A 20525-nucleotide genomic window follows, 5' to 3' on the forward strand; every position below is an offset into this window, starting at 1 on the left:
AGTGGGGGGTTTTGTTCATCCCCCACTGATTATTAGTTGAACCAATCGGGCGTTTACGGGCAGTTGATCTCCCACCTAACCTCTTTGCTAAAGCCGAATTTTGAGGAGGGAGTTTTACTGCCCGTTAATGCGGGATAAAAGCACAAACCTACAATTTTAAAGGGTTTGTGCTTTTTTAATCAAACGTTTGTTTAAATACTTTTAGCAGTCCATTCTCTCATGCAGCATTTGAAATACTACATAGCCATTTCCTACAAACTTTTATTTACTTCTTCAGCTAATCTTCTCGTACTCTCATACGCAGATTCCGCTAAACTAATCGCAGAAATAACAGAGACACCATCCGCACCTGCTTCTATAACCGAAGCCGTATTTTCAATCGTAATACCACCAATCCCAACGATCGGTATTGTAATCTCTTGTTCCCTAAAATACTTTAGACCTTTCGTTCCTTGAACCGCTTTCGTATCTTTTTTCGTACTCGTCGGGAAGATTGGACCAACTCCTAAATAATCGGCTCCATTTTCAATTGCCCAGCGTGCTTCTTCAATTGTATGTGTAGATACACCGATAATTTTATCACCCATTTTTTCGCGAACAGAAGTAATCCCCTCATCATCTTGTCCAACATGTACACCATCTGCATCTAATTCGATGGCTAGTTCTACATCATCATTTACGATGAATGATACACCATACTCCTTGCAAAGCGCTTGTAGTTCTTTCGCAAAATCAATACGTTTCTCTCCCGTTAAAGCCCCTTCTCCCTTTTCACGAAATTGAAAAATTGTTATACCACCTTCTAGTGCATCTCTCAATACTTGTAGTGGCTCTTTCGTACAATTGTTACTTCCCATAATAAAATATACTGGTAATAACCTAGACATTTCATCCATTGTAATACGCGACATCTAGTTCCCCTCCTTACTGTATAACCTCAATCTTTCCATACTTCTCAATATCATCTGAAGTTGTATTCGCTAACTGATTTAAAAATTCAATTTGGAAGCTTCCTGGTCCATTCTCTACTGTTTTCGAAGCCGCTATTTCTGCTGCTACTCCATAGAATGTTAATGCGGCTACTGCTGCCTTTACATAATCCTTTTCTACCGCTGTAAAAGCTCCTATTACAGAAGTTAGTAAACAGCCTGTTCCAGTAACTTTCGTTAAAATAGGATGGCCGTTTCGAATAAGAACAGTTTTCTCTCCATCTGTAACAACATCTTCTTTTCCAGTAATCACCGCAACTGTATTCAATTCGTCTGCTGCCTGTTTTGCAATACTTACAACATTGCCATTTCCAGTACCAGCATCTACCCCTTTAATTTCCCATCTTTCATTAATAACGTTAGCTATTTCAGCTGCATTTCCGCGGATAATAGCTAAATCTATTTCAGCTGGAATATGTCTTGCAACTTCTGTTCGATAAGAGGTCGCTCCTGCGCCAACTGGATCAAATAGTACCGGTACATCATTCGCATTAGCCGACTTACCAGCAAGTAACATCGCCTCTACCTCTTCAGGGCGAAGCGTTCCCATATTTAAAACAAGAGCTCCAGCAATGCTAGCCATTTCTGCTACTTCTTCTTTTGCATACGCCATTACAGGCGATGCTCCTAGTGATAACAAGCCATTTGCTGTAAAATTCGTTACAACAACATTTGTAATATTATGCACGAGTGGATTAGACTCTCTCACCAATTCCACGACTTTACTAATTTCTTGTACATTCATTCAATCCATCTCCTAACTATAATGATGGGAGATACACAAAAAGGCACTTTGCGTACGCAAAGTGCCTGAACATGTGCTTTTACACTCTCCCTACGCTGGCATTATCCAACAGGTTCAAATGGTCAATGACGGATTAGTCATACTCTCAGTTTGCATCCACAAACTCCCATGTGTTTATTATTCATCTACTCCAAAGTCTACTCTTATTCTAGTAAAATAACAAGTTCTTTACTTTTCCATATTATAAGCCTGCTTTTAAATCAATTATAAAAAAGATTATTGTATATTTACCGCTAAATATTTCAGAAAAATTAGAATGTTTTTCTGTAGCATTTCTGTTACCATATGGATTAATTACACTATAATAAGATAACGGGCTTGCGACTTTAACCGCAGGAGTCTCAAGATAGACCCCTTCCTTTTTGTCATATAGCGTTTTTCACACCAGAATTTCAAGGGATTGATAGTAACACATTATTCTTTTCGCGCAGTCAATCCGTTATTTTCTTTATAATTTTTCAATCCAATTAGATCTGATTGACGGTAAATATGATAAGCTGGATAATGTGTATCCACATATAATTCTAATCCCATGGCCATGGCACGTATGCAAAAATGTCGATCTTCCCCCCAAAATGAAATATTAGGAATCTCTTTAAAACACACACCAGATTTCATTGCTTTTTGGCTAATTAAGGTGCATGCTCCAAGTCCCCCTACTTTATACACCCCTGGCTGTCTTAACATATTCAAAAACCCTTCAGTTTTTGCTATTTCTTCTTCTCCAGTTAATATTGTTTTTTCATCTTTTTTATAAAAAGTATATGTATCCATCATCCAAACTTGTGGCAGTTCCCTACTATTAGCTGCCCATTTAGTCCAAAAAATATTTGAAATAATATCCTTTTTTGATTTAATCAATTGCTGTAAAGTGTCTGGATGAAGAACCAAATCAGAATCGATTAAAAATAAATAATCATACTGATTTTCTTTTGCATAATCAATTATTTTATCCTTCATTGCAGCTACTTTCCAAACTTGATTTGTGGGCCAGTAATGAGTGTTTTCATCCTTATAATAAGATTCTGGGGGGGATTTTTGGTCTTGTAAAATTGTAACGTCTGCACGATTACTACAAAATTGATTCAATATGTTTTTGGACACTAGATCTTCATTGTCATCAAAAAAGATATAATGCACAACACAGTTTTCAGTGTTTAATTCTGTTAATGAAAAGAGAAATTCATTCAAAATAGAAGGGGATTGATGAATAGGGCTTCCAATTATTATTCTGTTTTTCATTGTAATCCTCCTTGGTATCAAATAAATCGTTGTTTTGTATAATTTATATGGTTCCGGTGTAAAACATGACATCTAAATTAGGGGACAACTATCACCCTTCACCTTCCGCTTTAGGCAACAACATAATTCAAAAAAGAGAACAATCCTTTATAATCTGATGGACTAGATCAAAAACCATATCACTCCTCAAAAATACGGACGTGTCACACCTCCATATTTTTAAGACAGGAATCTTCTATCGGAAAATGATAAATTAAAAAAAGTCCAAATATCAGTAAAGATAATGTCATTACTTTTTAGCAGTTTGTGTATATTTGTTAAAGGTATGGAAGACATCTTAATATGATTTTCTGAAAAAAACTTGAGTTAACATTCCAAACTGCATACGTATTATAGGTGTAAGAAACCTTGATATGTCTGTGGTAATCGTAGAAAAGCATAAATAAGCTACATGTTATTAAGTTCTTCAAACAGTAGCTGAAGAACTATGAACTAAAAAGAAAGAGGAGATTCAAGTGAGTACAAAACCTAGGCTCCTTCTAAGTATGGTGGTTAAAAATGAAGAAAATCGTTATCTGCATAGAGCATTAGAACATCACTTACCATTTGTGGACCATGTGGTGATTGTTGACGATGCGAGCACAGATGGGACAATAGAATTATGTAAAAAACTATTAAAAAATACTCCTTATACACTTATAGAAAATGAACATTCTATGTTTACAAATGAGGTTCAACTTCGTCAAAAACAATGGAATGAAGCTGTAAAATTGAAACCAGAATGGATTTTAAATTTAGATGCAGACGAAATTTTTGAATCTAGTTTCGAACAAGAAATAGGAAATATTTTAACTCATGATCACTATGATGCGGTTTACTTTCGGCTATATGATATGTGGTCAGAGACCCACTATAGAGATGACGCTTACTGGCAAGCCCATCATTATTACCGCCCATTTTTAATAAGGTATCGTGATGAATTAACGTATAGTTGGAACAATAGTCCGTTACACTGTGGAAGATTTCCTAATACTATTTCGCACTTTCCTTATACATGTCATTCAGCCAGAATAAAACATTATGGATGGGCTCAAGAAAATGACCGCAAAAGGAAATATGAACGCTATAAAAAGCTAGATCCTGATGCTATATATGGATGGAAGGAACAATATGAGTCCATATTAGATTCTACTCCCAATTTAGTGAAATGGGAGGACTAATGGTTCTAGTGCAAAAAATATAACACTTGTACAATGAATCTTTAAATCTTGAACATACTGATGCTATCGCTCTACAAAGGTGTGTGATCAGTATGAAAAAGGAAACTTTGTTTAAATGGAGGCACTATCAGCCAGATATTATTTTGAGGTTTCGATTGAATTGACTTCTTTTCCGTACGCATATTATTTTCTAGCGGGTTGTTAAAAACGGTGTGTTTGATCTGTACGATACCATTTCATCTATGTTTTAATTTGAGAAATATTTCCACACCCATCACTTCCATTATTATCCGATTTAAATAACCTTTCTTCTTCATTTTAATTGCTCTCCACTTTATTTCTTCTGGGTAATGAACTCTTTTCTTCAAATGAAAAACACCTCCATTGAATTTGCATACTTAGTATGCGAATTCAGGAGGTGTTTTTGAGTAATGACAAACAAAAAATATGATGAACGCTTCAAAAAAAGAAATTGTAAAGTTACACATCGAAGGAAACTCTATTACGGATTTAAGCATTGAATATAAAATATCTCCTACTTCTATAAATAGATTAAGTTGTACTCAAAACAGCGAGTGATAGTTACTCCAAAGCAGTTTAATGAGGTTTATAGAGAGAATAAGAAATTAAGACAAGAAGTAGCGATTCTGAAACAAGCTATGTCAATTATGACTGCCAAATAGAAGGTGTTCCTTACTGTTCTTCTTGAAAACTGTGGTATATTAAACGGTATATAGTTAGTAAAGGAGTTTGAATAAATGGTAAAGAGTTTAGTAATTGCTGAGAAACCATCAGTTGCACGTGATATAGCAAAAGTATTAAAGTGTACAAAAAAAGGTAATGGATTTTTAGAAGGTGACAAATACATTGTGACTTGGGCTCTCGGTCATTTGGTGACGCTCGCAGATCCTGAGGTTTATGATAATAAGTATAAAACATGGAATCTTGAAGATCTTCCAATGCTTCCAGAACGTATGAAATTAGTTGTTATAAAGCAAACGGGAAAACAGTTTAATGCAGTGAAACATCAACTTACCCGAAATGATGTTAATGAGGTGGTTGTGGCTACAGACGCTGGAAGAGAGGGAGAATTAGTTGCACGTTGGATAATTGAAAAAGCAAAAGTGAATAAACCAATTAAACGTTTATGGATTTCTTCTGTAACAGACAAAGCAATTAAAGATGGTTTTAATAATTTGAAACCAGGTAAAGCATATGATAATTTATACGCTTCAGCTGTCGCACGTTCAGAGGCTGACTGGTATATCGGCCTTAATGCGACTCGAGCTTTAACAACTCGCTTTAATGCTCAGCTAAATTGTGGTCGTGTACAAACACCTACTGTAGCTATGATCGCTAGTCGTGAAGATGAAATAAAAAACTTCAAAGCTCAAACTTACTACGGTATCGAAGCTCAAACAACTGATAAGTTAAAACTAACTTGGCAAGATGCAAATGGTAATAGTCGTAGTTTTAATAAAGAAAAAATTGATAGCATCGTAAAAGGTTTAGATAAACAAAATGCCACTGTTGTGGAAATTGATAAAAAACAGAAGAAGTCATTCTCTCCTGGTCTTTACGATTTAACTGAATTACAACGTGATGCAAATAAAAAGTTTGGTTACTCTGCTAAAGAAACATTAAACATTATGCAGAAATTATATGAACAACATAAAGTACTAACGTATCCTCGTACAGATTCACGCTACATTTCATCTGATATCGTTGGAACACTTCCAGAACGTCTAAAAGCATGTGGCGTTGGAGAGTACCGTCCTTTAGCACATAAAGTACTACAAAAGCCAATCAAACCTAATAAATCATTTGTTGATGATAGTAAAGTAAGCGATCATCACGCAATTATTCCGACAGAAGGATATGTTAACTTCTCGGCCTTCACAGATAAAGAGCGTAAAATTTATGATTTAGTTGTAAAACGTTTCTTAGCTGTTTTATTCCCAGCATTCGAATACGAGCAACTAACGTTACGTACAAATGTTGGTAATGAAACATTCATTGCACGCGGAAAAACGGTTTTACATGCCGGTTGGAAAGAAGTATATGAAAATCGCTTTGAAGATGATGATGTAACTGATGACGTAAAAGAGCAACTTCTACCTCACATTGAAAAAGGTGATACATTAACTGTAAAGTTAATTATGCAAACATCAGGCCAAACAAAAGCACCTGCACGATTTAACGAAGCAACTTTACTTTCAGCAATGGAGAATCCTACAAAATATATGGATACGCAAAATAAACAACTTGCTGATACGTTAAAATCGACTGGTGGATTAGGTACTGTAGCGACACGCGCTGATATTATCGACAAGCTATTCAATTCATTCTTAATTGAAAAACGTGGCAAAGATATTCATATTACTTCTAAAGGTCGTCAGTTACTCGATTTAGTACCAGAAGAACTAAAATCTCCTACACTAACTGGTGAATGGGAACAAAAACTTGAGGCTATCGCAAAAGGTAAACTGAAAAAAGAAGCATTCATTTCTGAAATGAAGAACTATACGAAAGAAATTGTTTCTGAAATTAAATCGAGTGATAAAAAATATAAACATGACAACATTTCAACGAAGTCTTGTCCAGACTGTGGTAAACCAATGCTAGAAGTAAACGGCAAAAAAGGAAAAATGCTCGTATGCCAAGACCGTGAATGTGGTCACCGTAAAAATGTATCACGAACTACAAACGCGCGCTGTCCACAATGTAAGAAAAAACTAGAACTACGCGGTGAAGGCGCTGGCCAAATCTTTGCATGTAAATGTGGCTATCGTGAGAAATTATCGACATTCCAAGAAAGACGTAAAAAAGAATCGGGCAACAAAGCTGATAAACGCGATGTTCAAAAATATATGAAACAACAGAACAAAGAAGAAGAACCATTAAACAACCCGTTCGCAGAAGCATTAAAGAAATTAAAATTTGATTAAACAAAAAGGTTCCTACCACTATCGGTAGGAACCTTTTATTTTTAATGAATGATTTTACTTCCTTTTGCGTTCTCAACAAACTTTTCACTTGATTTGTTAATTGGTTTTTTCAGTAATAATGCAGCCACAACTATGATTACTACGAAAGCACTTAGCACGAGTAAATCTCTAGTTACTATATCCCAAAGCATTCCACCTACTGTTTCACGAATTGCACTAATAGCATATGTGAATGGTAAGAACGGATAAAGTGCTTGGAAGAACGGTGGTGTCATTTGAATTGGGAATGTACCGCCCGATCCTGCTACTTGTAGTACAAGTAAAATAATTGCCATCGATTTCCCAACGTTTCCGAAAATAGAAACGAGTGAGTACACGATACAAACAAATACTCCCCCAATAAATAAACTAAATAACACAAACCAGAATTTATCGACTACGTACGTACCGAGTAAGAATATATCCCCCATCGATACGATAAACGCCTGTGAAATACCTATCGTTAAGAATGTTAATAAACGTCCAAAGTATATTTCATGGCTCTTATAATTAGCGCCCTCTTCATGTACTTCTACCGTTAATAATGAAACCATTAATAGTGCGCCTACCCATAATGCAAGCACTGTATAGAATGGTGACATTGCTGAACCGTAGTTCGGCATTGCAAATAATTTATTCTCTTTTAAATTTACAGGATTCGCAAAGAAATCACTTTGCTTTTCAACATCATTTTTCAATAAGCGTATGATGTCTTTTATATCCTCTTCTGATTCAAAATCACGAATTTTATTTGCTAATTCTTTAATCTTTTGCTCAGTAGCTGGCATTTCAGCTTTAATATCTGCTAATTTCTTTCTACCGTCTACTAATCCTTTTGATGAATCTTCTAGTAACTTCTTCACATCTGGAAGCTTTTTGTTTGCATCATTTAAAATTTGAGTTGTATTTTTAGACATCTCTTTTGTACGAGCAATTGCTGTATTGAAGCCTGGTACAATTTCTGCATCATACGTCGATAATACATCTGTTAATTGAGCTGATCCGCCTTTCGCAGCGTTGTTAATACTCTCAATTACATCTTTTGTAGGCTTCTGCCCATTATTAATAAGTGTAATTCCCTTATTCGTTGCCTCTACACCTTTTTGTAAACTACTTTTCGCTTTATTTAACTTTGTAATTCCATTATTAAGGTTTTTATCACTATTCACATCTGCTAAAACCTTATTTGTACTTTCTAAAACTGGGATCATATCATTAATTAAACCGATTCCAGATTGGAATTGACTATTTAAGCTATTTAAAGCTACTTTCGTTGTATCTAAACCATTAATACCTGTATTTTGTAAATCTGCTTTTGCACCTTCAAGACTATTTTTAACTTTATCATAATCTGCTTTTGCATTATCATATATTTGATTTGCATCAGCTTTAGCTTGATCTACTGTGCTAACTGCTTTTTGGTAATCTGCTACAAATGTTTCATTGTAATCTTTTTCTACTTGATCAATTAATCCATTCGCTGCATCTAATTTTTGATTCGCTACATCTGTTACATCTTTCTTTACTTCTTGTCCTGTACCGATAGCATTTACAACATCTTTAATTCCGTTATTCGCATTTTCCATACCGCCTTTAAGCTTAGTTAAGTGATCCACTCGTCCTTGGAAAAAGCTTTTACCAAAATCATTCGTTACGGATTTCTGAAGTTCAGTAAAGAAATTAATAAGATATGAAATACCATCTGTACCAGTTTGCAAGTGATCTGATACGGCATTTAAATCTTTCTTTGCTTGTTCTGGATCAAATTTCCCATTTTGTAATCCATTTAAAACACTTTTTCCATAAGCTGTTCCTGCACGTGATGAACTTAAAACATTATTTACTGTTTGATTAATATTTTGAGCTATGCTCTTATAACCATCACTATTCAGCTTAGAAAGATCTGGTCTAGCTGGGAATTCAGGTAATCCATTCAGATCAGGAATATTTAAGTCTACACCCGGATTCATTAAGAAGTCAGTAAATGCAGCCGCACTATCCATAACGCCTTTTGCTGCTACTAAATCATTTCTTATCGTTCCTGGAGCATTTTTCAACGTTTGATCTTGATTCGCAAAGAACTTGTCTAAATTCCCCAACGCTTCCTGCCCATCATTTATTACACTCTCTACAACAGGTAGATCTTTTTGTGCTACTTTCACAATGTCTTCTGCTTGAGTCGCATCATCTAATGCCTTATCCATAAGTGTATTCATTTCTGGGAACTGCGCTTCTAACTTAAATACAAGATCCTTTACCTTCTCAATACTTGGTAAGTTTGTTTCTAAATCAATTCCGAGGTCATTGAAGATTTTAAAAATCTCACCGTTTGCTGTTTTAACAAAGTTTTTACTAACCTCTTCTGTAAGACCCGATGCACCTTTAGCTGTAATCTTCGGTGCAATGGCATTCACCTTTTCATTTACGTAATAATCAATTTCCGGTTTCTGTGGATTTTCATCCAAGACTGTTGTAATCTTTTCAGAAAAATCTTTTGGAATAGTAATACTTGCGGAATAATCGCCATGCTCTACTCCATAAATTGCTTGCTTTTCATCAACAAACTTCCACCCGAAATTTTTATCCTTCTTAAGTGAATCTACAATTTCTTCCCCAATGTTAATATCTTTCCCTCTTAAATTTGACCCAACATCTTGGTTAGAAACTGCAATCTGGATTCCTTTCGTATTTCCGTAAGGATCCCAAGAAGCTTTAATGTTAAACCATGCATATAACGATGGTAGAACCATTAATCCTAAAACAATAACAATTGCAGCCCAATGTTTGGCTACATTCCGTAAATCTGTCTTATAAATACGCCAAATTTGTTTCATATAAGTTATCACCTAATTATATATTTTTCCTTCTTTAGAAAATGATGCATACATTTTGCAATTATATCACTTTCTACATCGTGGATTAAACGAAAATGCACTATTTTCCCTATTAAATATTTCACTTACTTTATTATATAACGAAGTAAGTGAAAATATGAATACAAAATGACCAAATCGGTTTTACATTCAGTAATAACAAATATATAGGAAATGTCATAAAAAATACAAGTATTTTCTCTTGGAAATACTTGTATTCCTAAAAAATCCTCACAGCTTTTTTTATAATCTGTGAGGATTTCTTCTATTATATATCTAATTGAACTGCTACACCGAAATGATCTGAAATTACATTTCGGTTTGTACCATTAAAAATGACTTTTGAAGAACGAACGGTTTTACTTTGGTTACACAATATTAAATCAATTCGTAAATTATGTTTATTTTCATCCCAACCAGCAATCTCGCCTTGGACAGTTGTTCCTTCATCCTTCTCTATCGCTAGTTCGTATGTGTCATACAAACCTTTTTGCATCATATACTCATAACCCTCGCCTTCCAAACGAGCATTGTTATTAAAATCACCCATTAAGAAGGAAAGTTCATTGCTATCTACACGCTCCATCAAACGATCGACTTGACCTTTGAATGATTCTTCTTCATCATTCCACCAACCGAGATGGCAAGAGTAAAACGTTATATTCTTACCATTATAAGCAATTGTTGCACTTACAATTTTGCGTGTTTTCCAATACGTTGTATCCTTGTTTTCTGATACAAAGAACGTATCTTCTTTTATAATATTATGCTTTGTTATAATCGCTAATCCTTCTTCGTACACATCATAACCAATATGAGAGAAATCCCAAGTAATATTGTAATCTTTTACATATAACGCTTTCAACTCTTCTAATAGTAAAAGTCCAAAATTATCTTCTTTCTTGTTACCGCATACAATTTTAGCCTGTATCGACTGACTAACTTCTTGCAATGCGATTACATCATACTCTTCTTCTTGAATTACTTTAGCAAGATATTTAATCTTTTCCATTTGATTCTCTTCTTGCCAAGAGTGACAATTTAAAGTTAGCAATTTCATATTATTACGCACCTAACATATCTTGAATGTCTGACTTTAATACGTCAGCTTTCGGGCCATATACTGCTTGTACACCTTTATCTTTTACAATAAGTCCTAAAGCACCATTTTGTTTCCATTTTGCTTCTGGTGCAACAACATCTAAATCTTTTACTGTTACACGTAAACGTGTCATACAAGCATCTACGTCAGCAATATTATCTTTTCCGCCCAATAAATCAATAACTTTTGTTGCTAATGAACCATCTTGTACATTTCCTGTTCCTTCTGATGACTCATCTTCATTATCAATGTAGTTACCTGCACGTCCTGGTGTTGGTAAATTGAATTTTTTAATTAGGAAATTGAATAACGTAAAGTTAAGACCGAAGAACACTAGTGAAACAATGACAAAGTTAATTAAATCTCTTGTTAACCCTGCATTAACCATCATTGGTGTACGTGTAATTAACTCAATAAATCCGAATGCATGAACACGTAAATGAATTAAATCTGCTAATGCGAATGCAAGACCTGTTGTAATTGCATACACAACATATAATACTGGTGCAATAAACATGAACATGAATTCAATTGGTTCTGTTACACCTGTTAAGAATACTGCTAATGCTGCTGATAAGAACATTGGTTTATATTTTGCACGCTTATCTTTATCTACGTTACGGAACATCGCGAATGCGATACCCATTAAAGCTGCTGATGAACCAATAACTTGTCCCGCTTTGAAGCGAGCTGGTACAACATTATTTAATAAATCGTTATATGCTTTCGTATCTCCACTTGCTAATAAGTTATTTAAATCTGTAATCCATGCAAGCCATAATGGATCTTGTCCTGCTACAATTTGTCCAACTTTTGAGCCAGTTAACATCGTATATGTTCCGCCTAGCTCTGTGTAATTCATCGGAATCGTTAGCATATGATGTAATCCAAACGGTAATAATAAACGTTCTAACGTTCCGTATACAAATGGTGCAACAACTGGTGCACTATCTTTAGATGCTGCAATCCAGCGACCAAATTCATTTAATCCACTTTGGATAAATGGCCATAAAAGTGATAATACAATCGCAGTGACTGTAGACCAAACAATTACAACGAATGGTACGAATCGTTTTCCATTAAAGAATGCTAGTGCCTGTGGCAGTTTATTATAATTGTAGTATTTGTTATATAAAGTAGCTCCTAAGAAACCTGTGATAATCCCTACGAAAACTCCCATGTTTAATGCTGGTGCACCAAGTACAGAAGTGAAATAATCTTTTACAAGTAAATCACCTGCTAATGATGAAGAAACTGTCGCTTTTGAATCCGCTAACATTTGGGCGTTTACGCCAAAGATAGCTCCTGTAATTCTGTTTGTTAAGACGAATGCTAACAGTGCTGCAAATGCACCACCTGCGCGATCCTTCGCCCAAGATCCCCCAATTGCTACTGCGAATAAAATATGAAGATTTGTAATAATTGCCCAACCGATGTCTTCCATTACTCGAGCAATGGTATGAACTGCGTTAATATCCCCAGCAGACATCCCAATTAACTTACCGATAGAAATCATTAAACCAGCTGCTGGCATTACAGCTACAACAACTAATAATGCTTTCCCGAACTTTTGCCAAAAATCAAAAGACGTAATTTTCATCTGTTCTTCCTCCCCTTTATTTATAACAACATAATGATTTAAATTATAATTTCTGTTTTTCTTATGAAAACGATTCCTTATATTACTTTTCCCTTTACGCAACCGTTTTCATAAATCTATTTTAATAAAAGCGTTTTCACATTGCAATAGAAATTTATTTTTTTTCATAAAAAAAGATGCTCAAAGAGCATCCTTTTTTATTATGAAATGCGATAAACCCTTGTTTCATAAGGTTTTAACGTGATTGAATTTACTTGTTCATTTTCTGCAACTTCATAGTTATTTAAAAGCAAACGTTTGCGTTCTAATGTAAATATACCCTCATTATACACTGCTTCCTCTTTCGAGATATTACTAATAACAATGATTTTTTCATCGTTTAATGTACGAGTATATGCGTAAATTTGCGGATCGTCTTCTAAAAGTAAATCATACGTACCATAATTTAATACATCGTGCTCTTTTTTCAAGGCAATCATCTTCTTGTAGAAATTGAAAATAGACTTTTCGTCATTTTTTTGCTTTTCAACATTAATTTCTTTGTAATTTGGATTCATACCAAACCAAGGTGCACTTGTTGTGAAACCAGCATTCATCTCAGCATTCCACTGCATAGGTGTACGTGAATTATCGCGGCAAGAAGCCCATATAATTTCCATCATATCTTGATGCGATACTCCTTCTGCAATTTTCTCGCGATATAAGTTTTTAATTGCTACATCATCATAATCTTCAATATTTGGGAATTGAACATTTGTCATACCAATTTCTTGTCCTTGATAAATAAACGGTGTACCGTGCATAAAGAAATACATCGCACCTAAAGCTGTTGCACTTTCACGCCAAAATTGTTTATCATCCCCCCACGTTGAAACGATACGTGGCTTATCGTGATTCTCGATATATAAAGCATTCCATCCTTTATTTTCTAATCCTTTTTGCCATTTCGTTAATACCTTTTTCAATGCTACAACATCAAGGTCTTTCTTCTTTTCTGCATCCCATAAGCTTAAATGTTCAAACTGGAATACCATATTGAATTTACCTTTTTCTTCTCCAACCCAAAGCTCAGCATCTTCAATCTTAACGCCGTTAGCTTCACCAACAGTCATAATGTCGTACTTAGAAAATGTATTTTCTTTTAACTCTTCTAATAAAGGTTGAATACCATTTACATTCATATGCTTATCAAAAGATGGCACATATTTTAATTCTTTTGGATTTGGCATATCCTTGAGGCCTTCTTCTTTTTTAATATGGCTGATCGCATCAACACGGAAACCATCGATACCTTTATCAAGCCACCAATTAACCGTATCGTATAATACTTCGCGAACTTCTTGATTCTCCCAGTTCAAATCTGGTTGTTTACGCGAGAATAAATGTAAATAATATTGTCCTGTTACTTCATCATATTCCCATGCCGATCCATTAAAAATACTTTCCCAGTTGTTTGGTTCTACGCCGTCTTTACCATCATGCCAAATATACCAATCACGCTTCGGATTATCTTTAGATGAACGAGACTCAATAAACCATGGATGTTCATCACTCGTATGATTAATAACTAAGTCAATAATAAGCTTCATATCACGCTTATGAACTTCATCTAGTAAAGCATCAAAGTCTGCCATTGTACCAAATTCATCCATAATATCTTGATAATCACTAATATCATAACCATTATCATCATTAGGTGACTTATACATTGGACAAATCCAAATTACATCTATACCTAAATCTTTTAAATAATCCAGTTTTGCAATAATACCTTGTAAATCTCCAATACCATCACCATTTGAATCCATAAAGCTACGTGGATAAATTTGATAAGCAACCGCTTCTTTCCACCATGTCTTATTCATAACCATTCTCTCCTTTTGCATCCCACCGGAATTTTTATGCAAACGTTTTCGTAACACTATCATAACAAAATATGAATAGTTTGCAACTGTTTTCATTGAACTCTATGTAGATTCCTTATTCTTATGTTTTATCCCGCTATTGGCCGGGCAGTAAGAACCCCATCTCAAAATTCAGCGAAAGCAAAAAAGTTCGGTGGGGGTCGGCTGCCCCTAAAAGCCCGATTGGTGTGGGCTAATAATCAGTGGGGAGGAACAAAACCCCCACTGATTAAAGTTTCACTTTATTTCTCACAAAGGGAAATCTCATTCTGTACCTGCTCTTGTCCACGCACATTACATACATTTCTCATACATTAATACAAAGATCTGATTATTTTAGAAAGGAGTGTTAAATTGAAACAAACAAAATTAACAGGTCGTATCGTTGTGCCCTCAGACCCTGACTATGACGTAGCCCGAATGAATTTAAATTTAAGTATTCCAAAACTCCCTTGTATTATTGTTTTCTGTCAAAATAAAAATGATGTGTGTAACGCCTTAAAATGGGCACGCGAACGTCATATACCATTTCGCTTAAGAAGTGGACGTCATAGTTACGAAAATTTCTCTCTTTTAAATCGTGGACTTATTATTGATGTAAGTGAAATGAATAGAATTACTGTTCATACAGGGAAATTAACAGCAACAATTGAAGCTGGTGCAAATTTAGGCGCTGTTTATAAGGAACTTTGGAAACATGGCGTTACAATACCAGCTGGTACAAGTGCAAGTGTTGGAATTGTTGGATTAACACTTGGCGGCGGCATCGGCATGCTTTCACGATTATTTGGACTAACATGTGATCAATTGCTAGAAGTCGAAATGGTACAAGCATGTGGAAAGTTTGGTGCAAAAACCATTCGTGCCAATGAAAAGGAAAACCCTAATCTGTTTTGGGCATGCCGCGGTGGTGGCGGTGGAAACTTCGGAATTGTTACTTCCTTAACTTTTCGAGTCCATCCTATAAAAAATGTATCAATTTTCTCGCTTACATGGGAATGGGATGACTTTATTGCTGCATTTCAAGCTTGGCAAAACTGGGCACCTTATATAGATGAACGCCTCACTTCATCAATTGAATTATTCTCCAAACAACGCAATAAAATCGAAGTAAAAGGTGAGTTTGTTGGCCCTCCTTCTGAACTCTACCCTCTATTATCTCCTCTTCTTGAAACTGGTAATCCCTCTCTCTTTATAGATGAAGTTCCTTATATAGAGGCTGTTCAATTTTTTAATAGCGGTAATATCCCTGAAAATTTCAAGCGCTCTGGTTCCTACGTATATAAACCTATTCCCCTGAAAGGTATTCAAATTATGCAGCACTTTCTTTCTCATACCCCAAATAAAGATGCGAGTATTTGGCATCAATCACTTGTAGGTGCTGTTGAAAATATTCCGCCCACTGAAACAGCTTATTTCCATCGTAAAGCGATTATTGCGCAAGAATATATTACTTCTTGGAAATGCGACGATGCAGAAAATAAAAATATACGCTGGGTTAAAGATTTACGAGAAAGCTTAGACCCCTATACACTAGGTGACTATGTCAATTGGCCCGATATCGACATCAAAAATTGGCAAACTAGTTATTATGGTTCTAATTTTCAAAGGCTACGTAAGGTGAAGACCTTATATGATCCATGCAATGTTTTTCATTTTCACCAAAGCATCCCTCCTTTTCATACGTAAAAAGGAAGAACAGAATACTGTTCTTCCCTTTTACATTGAAAATCGCTCAATTGTTTGTTTCAAATCAGTTGCTTGTTTCTCTAAATCCTTTAATAATTGATCAATTACTACCATATTTTTAGACTGTTGCAGCGTCACACGTGCCACTTCTTGTGAACCAGCTGATGTTTCCTCAGCAATTGCCGCTACAGCCTTTGTTTGTGCTCCTGTTTGATGAATGTGACCCACTTGTTCATTCATATAACTACTAATTTGCTGAGTTGCATCGGCGACTTCCATAATACTTGATGACATTTCTTTTAAAATTAATTCTGTAGCTTCTCCGCGTTTCGCCTCTTCTTTAGCTGTCTTTACTTGCTCAGTCATTTTCATCGCTACTTGTTGCACTTCATCTTGCATATTCCGTAATAATTGCGCTATGTTTCTGGCAGAGTGATCACTTTCATCAGCAAGCTTACGAACTTCTTCTGCCACAACTGCAAAACCTCTTCCATGCTCTCCTGCACGAGCTGCCTCAATGGAAGCATTTAGTGCTAATAAATTAGTTTGGCTAGCAATCTCACTCACAACAGACACAATATGTTCTACTTGTTTCATTCTTTCTTCTAACTTCTGTACATTTTGCATTGAATCTTCATTTTCTTTCGCCAATGTTTGAATACCTTGAATTAAAGAAGTAAAGACACGAGTACTTTGCCCTAAAGCTTGAACCATTTCTGAAGACAACTCATCAGATTGTTTTGCTTTTTCTTCTACTTCACTCGCAATAGAAGTTGTTGTATCAACAGCAGAAACAATCGCCTGGATTGACGCTGCTGATTGCTCAGCGCCGGAAGAAATCTCTGCAAGAGTTTCAGACACACCTTGCGCTTGCTTGGTCGCTTCCCCTGTTTGTGTTCTAATTTGCTGAACTTGATTATTCGTATAAGAAAATGTAGTATCAATATTTTTTACCATGCCTCTTAAGTTCCCTAGCATCATATTAAATGCAATACTTAAAGATTTAATTTCATCATCTGTCTTTGGCAATGGTACATCTTCACGAATATCACCCTCAGCCGCTTTTCTTGCAGCTTCTTCCAACTTCCTAAGTGGTTTAATTAAATAAATTGCTGCCCCATACGCTAAAATGCCTGACCATATTACACCTGACAGCATAACGATAATATTATAAACAGTCTGACTTACATAACTTTGAAAATAATCGTATATAACGTAAATAAAAAATAAACTTGTTGAATATGTAATGAAAGCTAAAACTGTAGTAAATAGCATAAGTTGTGTACGTAAACCAAAGGAAAATGTTTTCCTTTCTTTTTCCATCTCTTTTTCCCCCTTTTTATAAGCAATATATGTACTACCTATATATTATTATCCATATTTTCGTTATAGAAAGATATAGAGATTTTTAAAATCATTATTTCCTTTAATATCAAATCCTATGAAAAAAATAGAGGATTCTGACAATTTATGACTAATAACAGAAATACGGGGCAACATTTGTAAATATATTTTTGACTGGGGGTTTTGTATGATTCAAGTTCGAAATCTAGTAAAATCATTCGGCTCACTTGATGTTTTAAAAGGAATTGATTTAGAAGTAAAAGAAAAAGAAGTTGTTGTTTTAATCGGTGCCAGTGGTTCTGGTAAAAGTACATTACTTCGCTGTCTTAACTTTTTAGAAATGTACGATGAAGGTGAAATTCACTTACAAGGTGAGCGAATTGATCCAAAGCATTCAAATTTAAACAAAGTCCGTGAAAATGTCGGTATGGTTTTTCAACACTTTAACCTCTTTCCTCATATGACCTCACTAGAAAACATCATAGAAGCACCTATTCACGTAAAAAAATTGGAGACAGCAAATGCAAAGGAGATTGGAAATCAACTCCTACAAAAAGTCGGCCTACAAGATAAAGCAGATGTAACTCCCCACCTCCTTTCCGGTGGTCAAAAACAACGCATTGCGATTGCACGAGCTCTTGCCATGAATCCTAAAATCATGCTATTTGATGAACCTACCTCAGCTTTAGATCCTGAACTTGTTGGAGAAGTGTTGCAAGTTATGAAAGAACTTGCTGAAGAAGGAATGACAATGGTTATTGTTACTCATGAAATGAATTTCGCAAGAGATGTAGCTGACCGCGTCATCTTTATGGATGACGGGAAAATTGTAGAGGATGCTTCGCCAGCGCAATTTTTTTCTGCTCCATCGCATGAACGGGCAAAGCAATTTTTACGCAACGTTTTATAATGTAACTTCTGTTTCAAACATAAAGAAATGCATTCATACGGGGCTCAACTAATTGTCCAAATAAAATATCTCCATAACATATTGAAAACAATCCGTATGATCAATATATAGGAGGGATTTTATGAAAAGAAAACTGTTAACCATTGTTGCGAGTATTACATTATGTACATCCTTCATACTAGGAGCCTGTAGTAAAGAAAGCTCTACCACTTCATCTAATGGTGAAAAAGAATTTCGTTATGCAATGAGTGGTTTATACAAACCTTTTAACTATAAAGAAAATGACGGGAAACTTGTCGGTTTTGATGTAGAAATAGGTGAAGCTCTTGCGAAAAAGATGGGAATGAAACCTGTTCCTGTTACAAATCCTTGGGAAACATTGATTCAAGGTCTACAATCCAAAAAATATGATGTGATATTAGGAAGTATGGCAATTACAGAAGAACGATTAAAAGCCGTGAATTTCTCAAATCCATATTATCGCTCTGGTGCACAAATTTTTGTAGCTAAAAAGAATACATCTATCTCTTCTCCAGAGGACTTGAAAGGTAAAAAAATAGGTGTTGTAAAAGCAAGTACTTTCAAAGCCCTTGTTGCAAAATATACAGATCAAATTACAGAATATGATAGTGATATTACTGCACTTATGGACTTAGAACCAGGACGTGTAGACGCAGTTATTACTGATCAAATGGTTGGTCTTCGTATGATTAAAGAAGGTAAATCAAATATAAAGGAAGCAGGAAAACCGTTAAACCTTGATGAAATGGGAATTGCTATTCATAAAGACAATAAAGACATGGTCGAAAAGGTAAATAAAGCGCTAGATGAAATCATTAAAGACGGCACGTATGAAAAGATTAGTAAGAAATGGTTTGGGCGTAATATTCTTGGAGACGAGGCAAAAACAAAGTAAGTTAGCTATTTAAAGATTTCATAAATCATGCCCCACTTTTCACCCCGCTATTTGCGGGCCGTAAACCTCAACTCCAAAATTCAATTGTAAAACAAAGAAGTTAGATAGGGGCTCAACTGCCCGTACATGCCCGATTGGTGAAGGCTAATAATCAGTGGGGGATCTCCCCCACTGATTAAAGTTTTACTTTATGTGGGGTTTCATTCCCTAATAAAATCCATACAATATGAGGTGACACATATGTTTGAAATTTTTATCTCTACCTATCCCACACTCTTAAAGGCTACTATTGTCACATTACAATTAACATTAACATCCCTATTACTCGGTTCACTAATTGGATTACTAGTCGCTTTCTTTCGAATCTCTAACAATAAGGTTTTAAATAGTATTGCTCATGTATACATCGCCATTATTCGTGGTACACCTTTAATTGTTCAAATCGCAATTCTCTATTTCGGTATTACATCTGTTATTGTTTTTACCCCTTTTTGGGCAGGAGCAATTGCTTTAGCAATCCATAACGGTGCATATATTACTGAGATTTTCCGCGGATCCATTCAATCCGTTGACCGTGGACAATTAGAAGCTGCTCGCTCTTTAGGGATGCCTTACCCTTTAGCAATGCGCCGGATTATATTACCACAAGCATTTCGTCTGTCTCTTCCTCCTCTAGGGAACCAATTTATTATTGGATTAAAAGATTCTTCACTTGTCGCTTATGTAGGTATGTCCGAATTATGGGGCTCCGGTTTATCAATTGCCGCAGGTAACTTCCAGCAATTAGATACATATATCATTGTTGGTGTATACTATCTCGTACTAGTTCTTCTATTTACTTATCTTGTTAATCTTTTAGAAAAACGACTACAACGGAAAGAAAATAACTCTGTCCACGTCAAGACAAAGAACAAGAAAGAAGTTTCTTTATAACAAAAAGCAAG

At 35.3% G+C, this 20525-nt stretch carries 14 protein-coding genes, 2 pseudogenes and 1 riboswitch; of the genes and pseudogenes, 6 read left to right on the forward strand and 10 right to left on the reverse strand.

Annotation, left to right across the window (positions count from 1 at the left end):
• Positions 1 to 251: 251 nt before the first annotated feature.
• From thiE to KI356_RS07940, 3 genes are all read right to left on the reverse strand, one after another.
• Positions 252 to 911, reverse strand: a complete 660-nt coding sequence (gene thiE / locus KI356_RS07930) for a thiamine phosphate synthase (RefSeq protein WP_212935194.1) — start codon at positions 909 to 911, stop codon at positions 252 to 254.
• Between the two features lie 13 nt (positions 912 to 924).
• Entirely contained in the window at positions 925 to 1734 is an 810-nt protein-coding gene (thiM, locus tag KI356_RS07935) for a hydroxyethylthiazole kinase (RefSeq protein WP_212935195.1), read from the reverse strand.
• 70 nt (positions 1735 to 1804) lie between these two features.
• Positions 1805 to 1914, reverse strand: a riboswitch (TPP riboswitch).
• Between the two features lie 294 nt (positions 1915 to 2208).
• Entirely contained in the window at positions 2209 to 3036 is an 828-nt protein-coding gene (locus tag KI356_RS07940; RefSeq protein ID WP_212935196.1) for a glycosyltransferase family 2 protein, read from the reverse strand.
• 515 nt (positions 3037 to 3551) lie between these two features.
• Between KI356_RS07940 and KI356_RS07945 the strand changes: the two genes are divergently transcribed.
• A complete protein-coding gene (locus tag KI356_RS07945; RefSeq protein WP_238486184.1) occupies positions 3552 to 4256 on the forward strand; it encodes a glycosyltransferase in 705 nt (234 codons plus the stop codon).
• Between the two features lie 243 nt (positions 4257 to 4499).
• Here KI356_RS07945 and KI356_RS28155 read toward each other — a convergent pair.
• Positions 4500 to 4624: pseudogene (locus KI356_RS28155) on the reverse strand (IS3-like element ISBt2 family transposase); the annotation flags it as partial.
• 390 nt (positions 4625 to 5014) lie between these two features.
• On the opposite strand from KI356_RS28155, the gene topB reads away from it, so the two are divergent.
• Positions 5015 to 7204, forward strand: a complete 2190-nt coding sequence (topB, locus tag KI356_RS07950; RefSeq protein ID WP_128282628.1) for a DNA topoisomerase III — start codon at positions 5015 to 5017, stop codon at positions 7202 to 7204.
• A 41-nt stretch (positions 7205 to 7245) separates the two neighbouring features.
• On the opposite strand, the gene KI356_RS07955 is transcribed toward topB, so the two are convergent.
• The 4 genes from KI356_RS07955 to KI356_RS07970 all read right to left on the reverse strand — a co-directional run bounded on the left by KI356_RS07955 (position 7246) and on the right by KI356_RS07970 (position 14683).
• Positions 7246 to 10077: a YhgE/Pip domain-containing protein gene (locus tag KI356_RS07955; protein WP_212935197.1), complete on the reverse strand. Its 2832-nt coding sequence runs from the start codon at positions 10075 to 10077 to the stop codon at positions 7246 to 7248.
• A 307-nt stretch (positions 10078 to 10384) separates the two neighbouring features.
• Complete coding sequence (locus KI356_RS07960; protein ID WP_212935198.1) at positions 10385 to 11176, reverse strand: endonuclease/exonuclease/phosphatase family protein; 792 nt, start codon at positions 11174 to 11176, stop codon at positions 10385 to 10387.
• Between the two features lie 4 nt (positions 11177 to 11180).
• On the reverse strand, positions 11181 to 12818 hold the full coding sequence (locus KI356_RS07965; RefSeq protein ID WP_128282631.1) for a PTS transporter subunit IIBC: 1638 nt from the start codon (positions 12816 to 12818) through the stop codon (positions 11181 to 11183).
• Between the two features lie 200 nt (positions 12819 to 13018).
• On the reverse strand, positions 13019 to 14683 hold the full coding sequence (locus KI356_RS07970; RefSeq protein WP_212935199.1) for a glycoside hydrolase family 13 protein: 1665 nt from the start codon (positions 14681 to 14683) through the stop codon (positions 13019 to 13021).
• Between the two features lie 393 nt (positions 14684 to 15076).
• Between KI356_RS07970 and KI356_RS07975 the strand changes: the two genes are divergently transcribed.
• Entirely contained in the window at positions 15077 to 16411 is a 1335-nt protein-coding gene (locus tag KI356_RS07975; RefSeq protein ID WP_212935200.1) for an FAD-binding oxidoreductase, read from the forward strand.
• 30 nt (positions 16412 to 16441) lie between these two features.
• Here the strand turns inward: KI356_RS07975 and KI356_RS07980 are convergent, their stop codons facing one another.
• Together KI356_RS07980 and KI356_RS28700 are read right to left on the reverse strand one after the other, a co-directional pair.
• Entirely contained in the window at positions 16442 to 17392 is a 951-nt protein-coding gene (locus KI356_RS07980; protein ID WP_438820840.1) for a methyl-accepting chemotaxis protein, read from the reverse strand.
• A gap of 39 nt (positions 17393 to 17431) precedes the next feature.
• Positions 17432 to 17734: pseudogene (locus KI356_RS28700) on the reverse strand (HAMP domain-containing protein); the annotation flags it as partial.
• A gap of 208 nt (positions 17735 to 17942) precedes the next feature.
• Here KI356_RS28700 and KI356_RS07985 point away from each other — a divergent pair.
• The 3 genes from KI356_RS07985 (at position 17943) to KI356_RS07995 (ending at position 20514) form a co-directional block, all read left to right on the forward strand.
• Positions 17943 to 18665 (forward strand): amino acid ABC transporter ATP-binding protein, encoded by a 723-nt coding sequence (locus tag KI356_RS07985; RefSeq protein ID WP_002113623.1) that lies wholly within the window; start codon positions 17943 to 17945, stop codon positions 18663 to 18665.
• 121 nt (positions 18666 to 18786) lie between these two features.
• The gene (locus KI356_RS07990) at positions 18787 to 19581 is read left to right on the forward strand and encodes an ABC transporter substrate-binding protein (RefSeq protein WP_128282637.1); all 795 of its coding nucleotides are present in this window, start codon (positions 18787 to 18789) and stop codon (positions 19579 to 19581) included.
• A 240-nt stretch (positions 19582 to 19821) separates the two neighbouring features.
• Entirely contained in the window at positions 19822 to 20514 is a 693-nt protein-coding gene (locus KI356_RS07995; protein WP_212935202.1) for an amino acid ABC transporter permease, read from the forward strand.
• Positions 20515 to 20525: the final 11 nt, after the last annotated feature.

It is taken from the genome of Bacillus hominis, from assembly GCF_018332515.1.
GTDB classification, from domain to species: domain Bacteria; phylum Bacillota; class Bacilli; order Bacillales; family Bacillaceae_G; genus Bacillus_A; species Bacillus_A hominis.

What these genes read in the sequence shown, in the direction of transcription:
- KI356_RS07990 (WP_128282637.1), top strand. Translation starts at nt 18,787, where the DNA reads ATGAAAAGAAAACTGTTAACCATTGTTGCGAGTATTACATTATGTACA.
- KI356_RS07970 (WP_212935199.1), bottom strand. Translation starts at nt 14,683, where the DNA reads ATGAATAAGACATGGTGGAAAGAAGCGGTTGCTTATCAAATTTATCCA.
- KI356_RS07960 (WP_212935198.1), bottom strand. Translation starts at nt 11,176, where the DNA reads ATGAAATTGCTAACTTTAAATTGTCACTCTTGGCAAGAAGAGAATCAA.
- KI356_RS07955 (WP_212935197.1), bottom strand. Translation starts at nt 10,077, where the DNA reads ATGAAACAAATTTGGCGTATTTATAAGACAGATTTACGGAATGTAGCC.
- topB (WP_128282628.1), top strand. Translation starts at nt 5,015, where the DNA reads ATGGTAAAGAGTTTAGTAATTGCTGAGAAACCATCAGTTGCACGTGAT.
- KI356_RS07965 (WP_128282631.1), bottom strand. Translation starts at nt 12,818, where the DNA reads ATGAAAATTACGTCTTTTGATTTTTGGCAAAAGTTCGGGAAAGCATTA.
- KI356_RS07995 (WP_212935202.1), top strand. Translation starts at nt 19,822, where the DNA reads ATGTTTGAAATTTTTATCTCTACCTATCCCACACTCTTAAAGGCTACT.
- KI356_RS07985 (WP_002113623.1), top strand. Translation starts at nt 17,943, where the DNA reads ATGATTCAAGTTCGAAATCTAGTAAAATCATTCGGCTCACTTGATGTT.
- thiM (WP_212935195.1), bottom strand. Translation starts at nt 1,734, where the DNA reads ATGAATGTACAAGAAATTAGTAAAGTCGTGGAATTGGTGAGAGAGTCT.
- KI356_RS07940 (WP_212935196.1), bottom strand. Translation starts at nt 3,036, where the DNA reads ATGAAAAACAGAATAATAATTGGAAGCCCTATTCATCAATCCCCTTCT.
- thiE (WP_212935194.1), bottom strand. Translation starts at nt 911, where the DNA reads ATGTCGCGTATTACAATGGATGAAATGTCTAGGTTATTACCAGTATAT.
- KI356_RS07980 (WP_438820840.1), bottom strand. Translation starts at nt 17,392, where the DNA reads ATGATGCTAGGGAACTTAAGAGGCATGGTAAAAAATATTGATACTACA.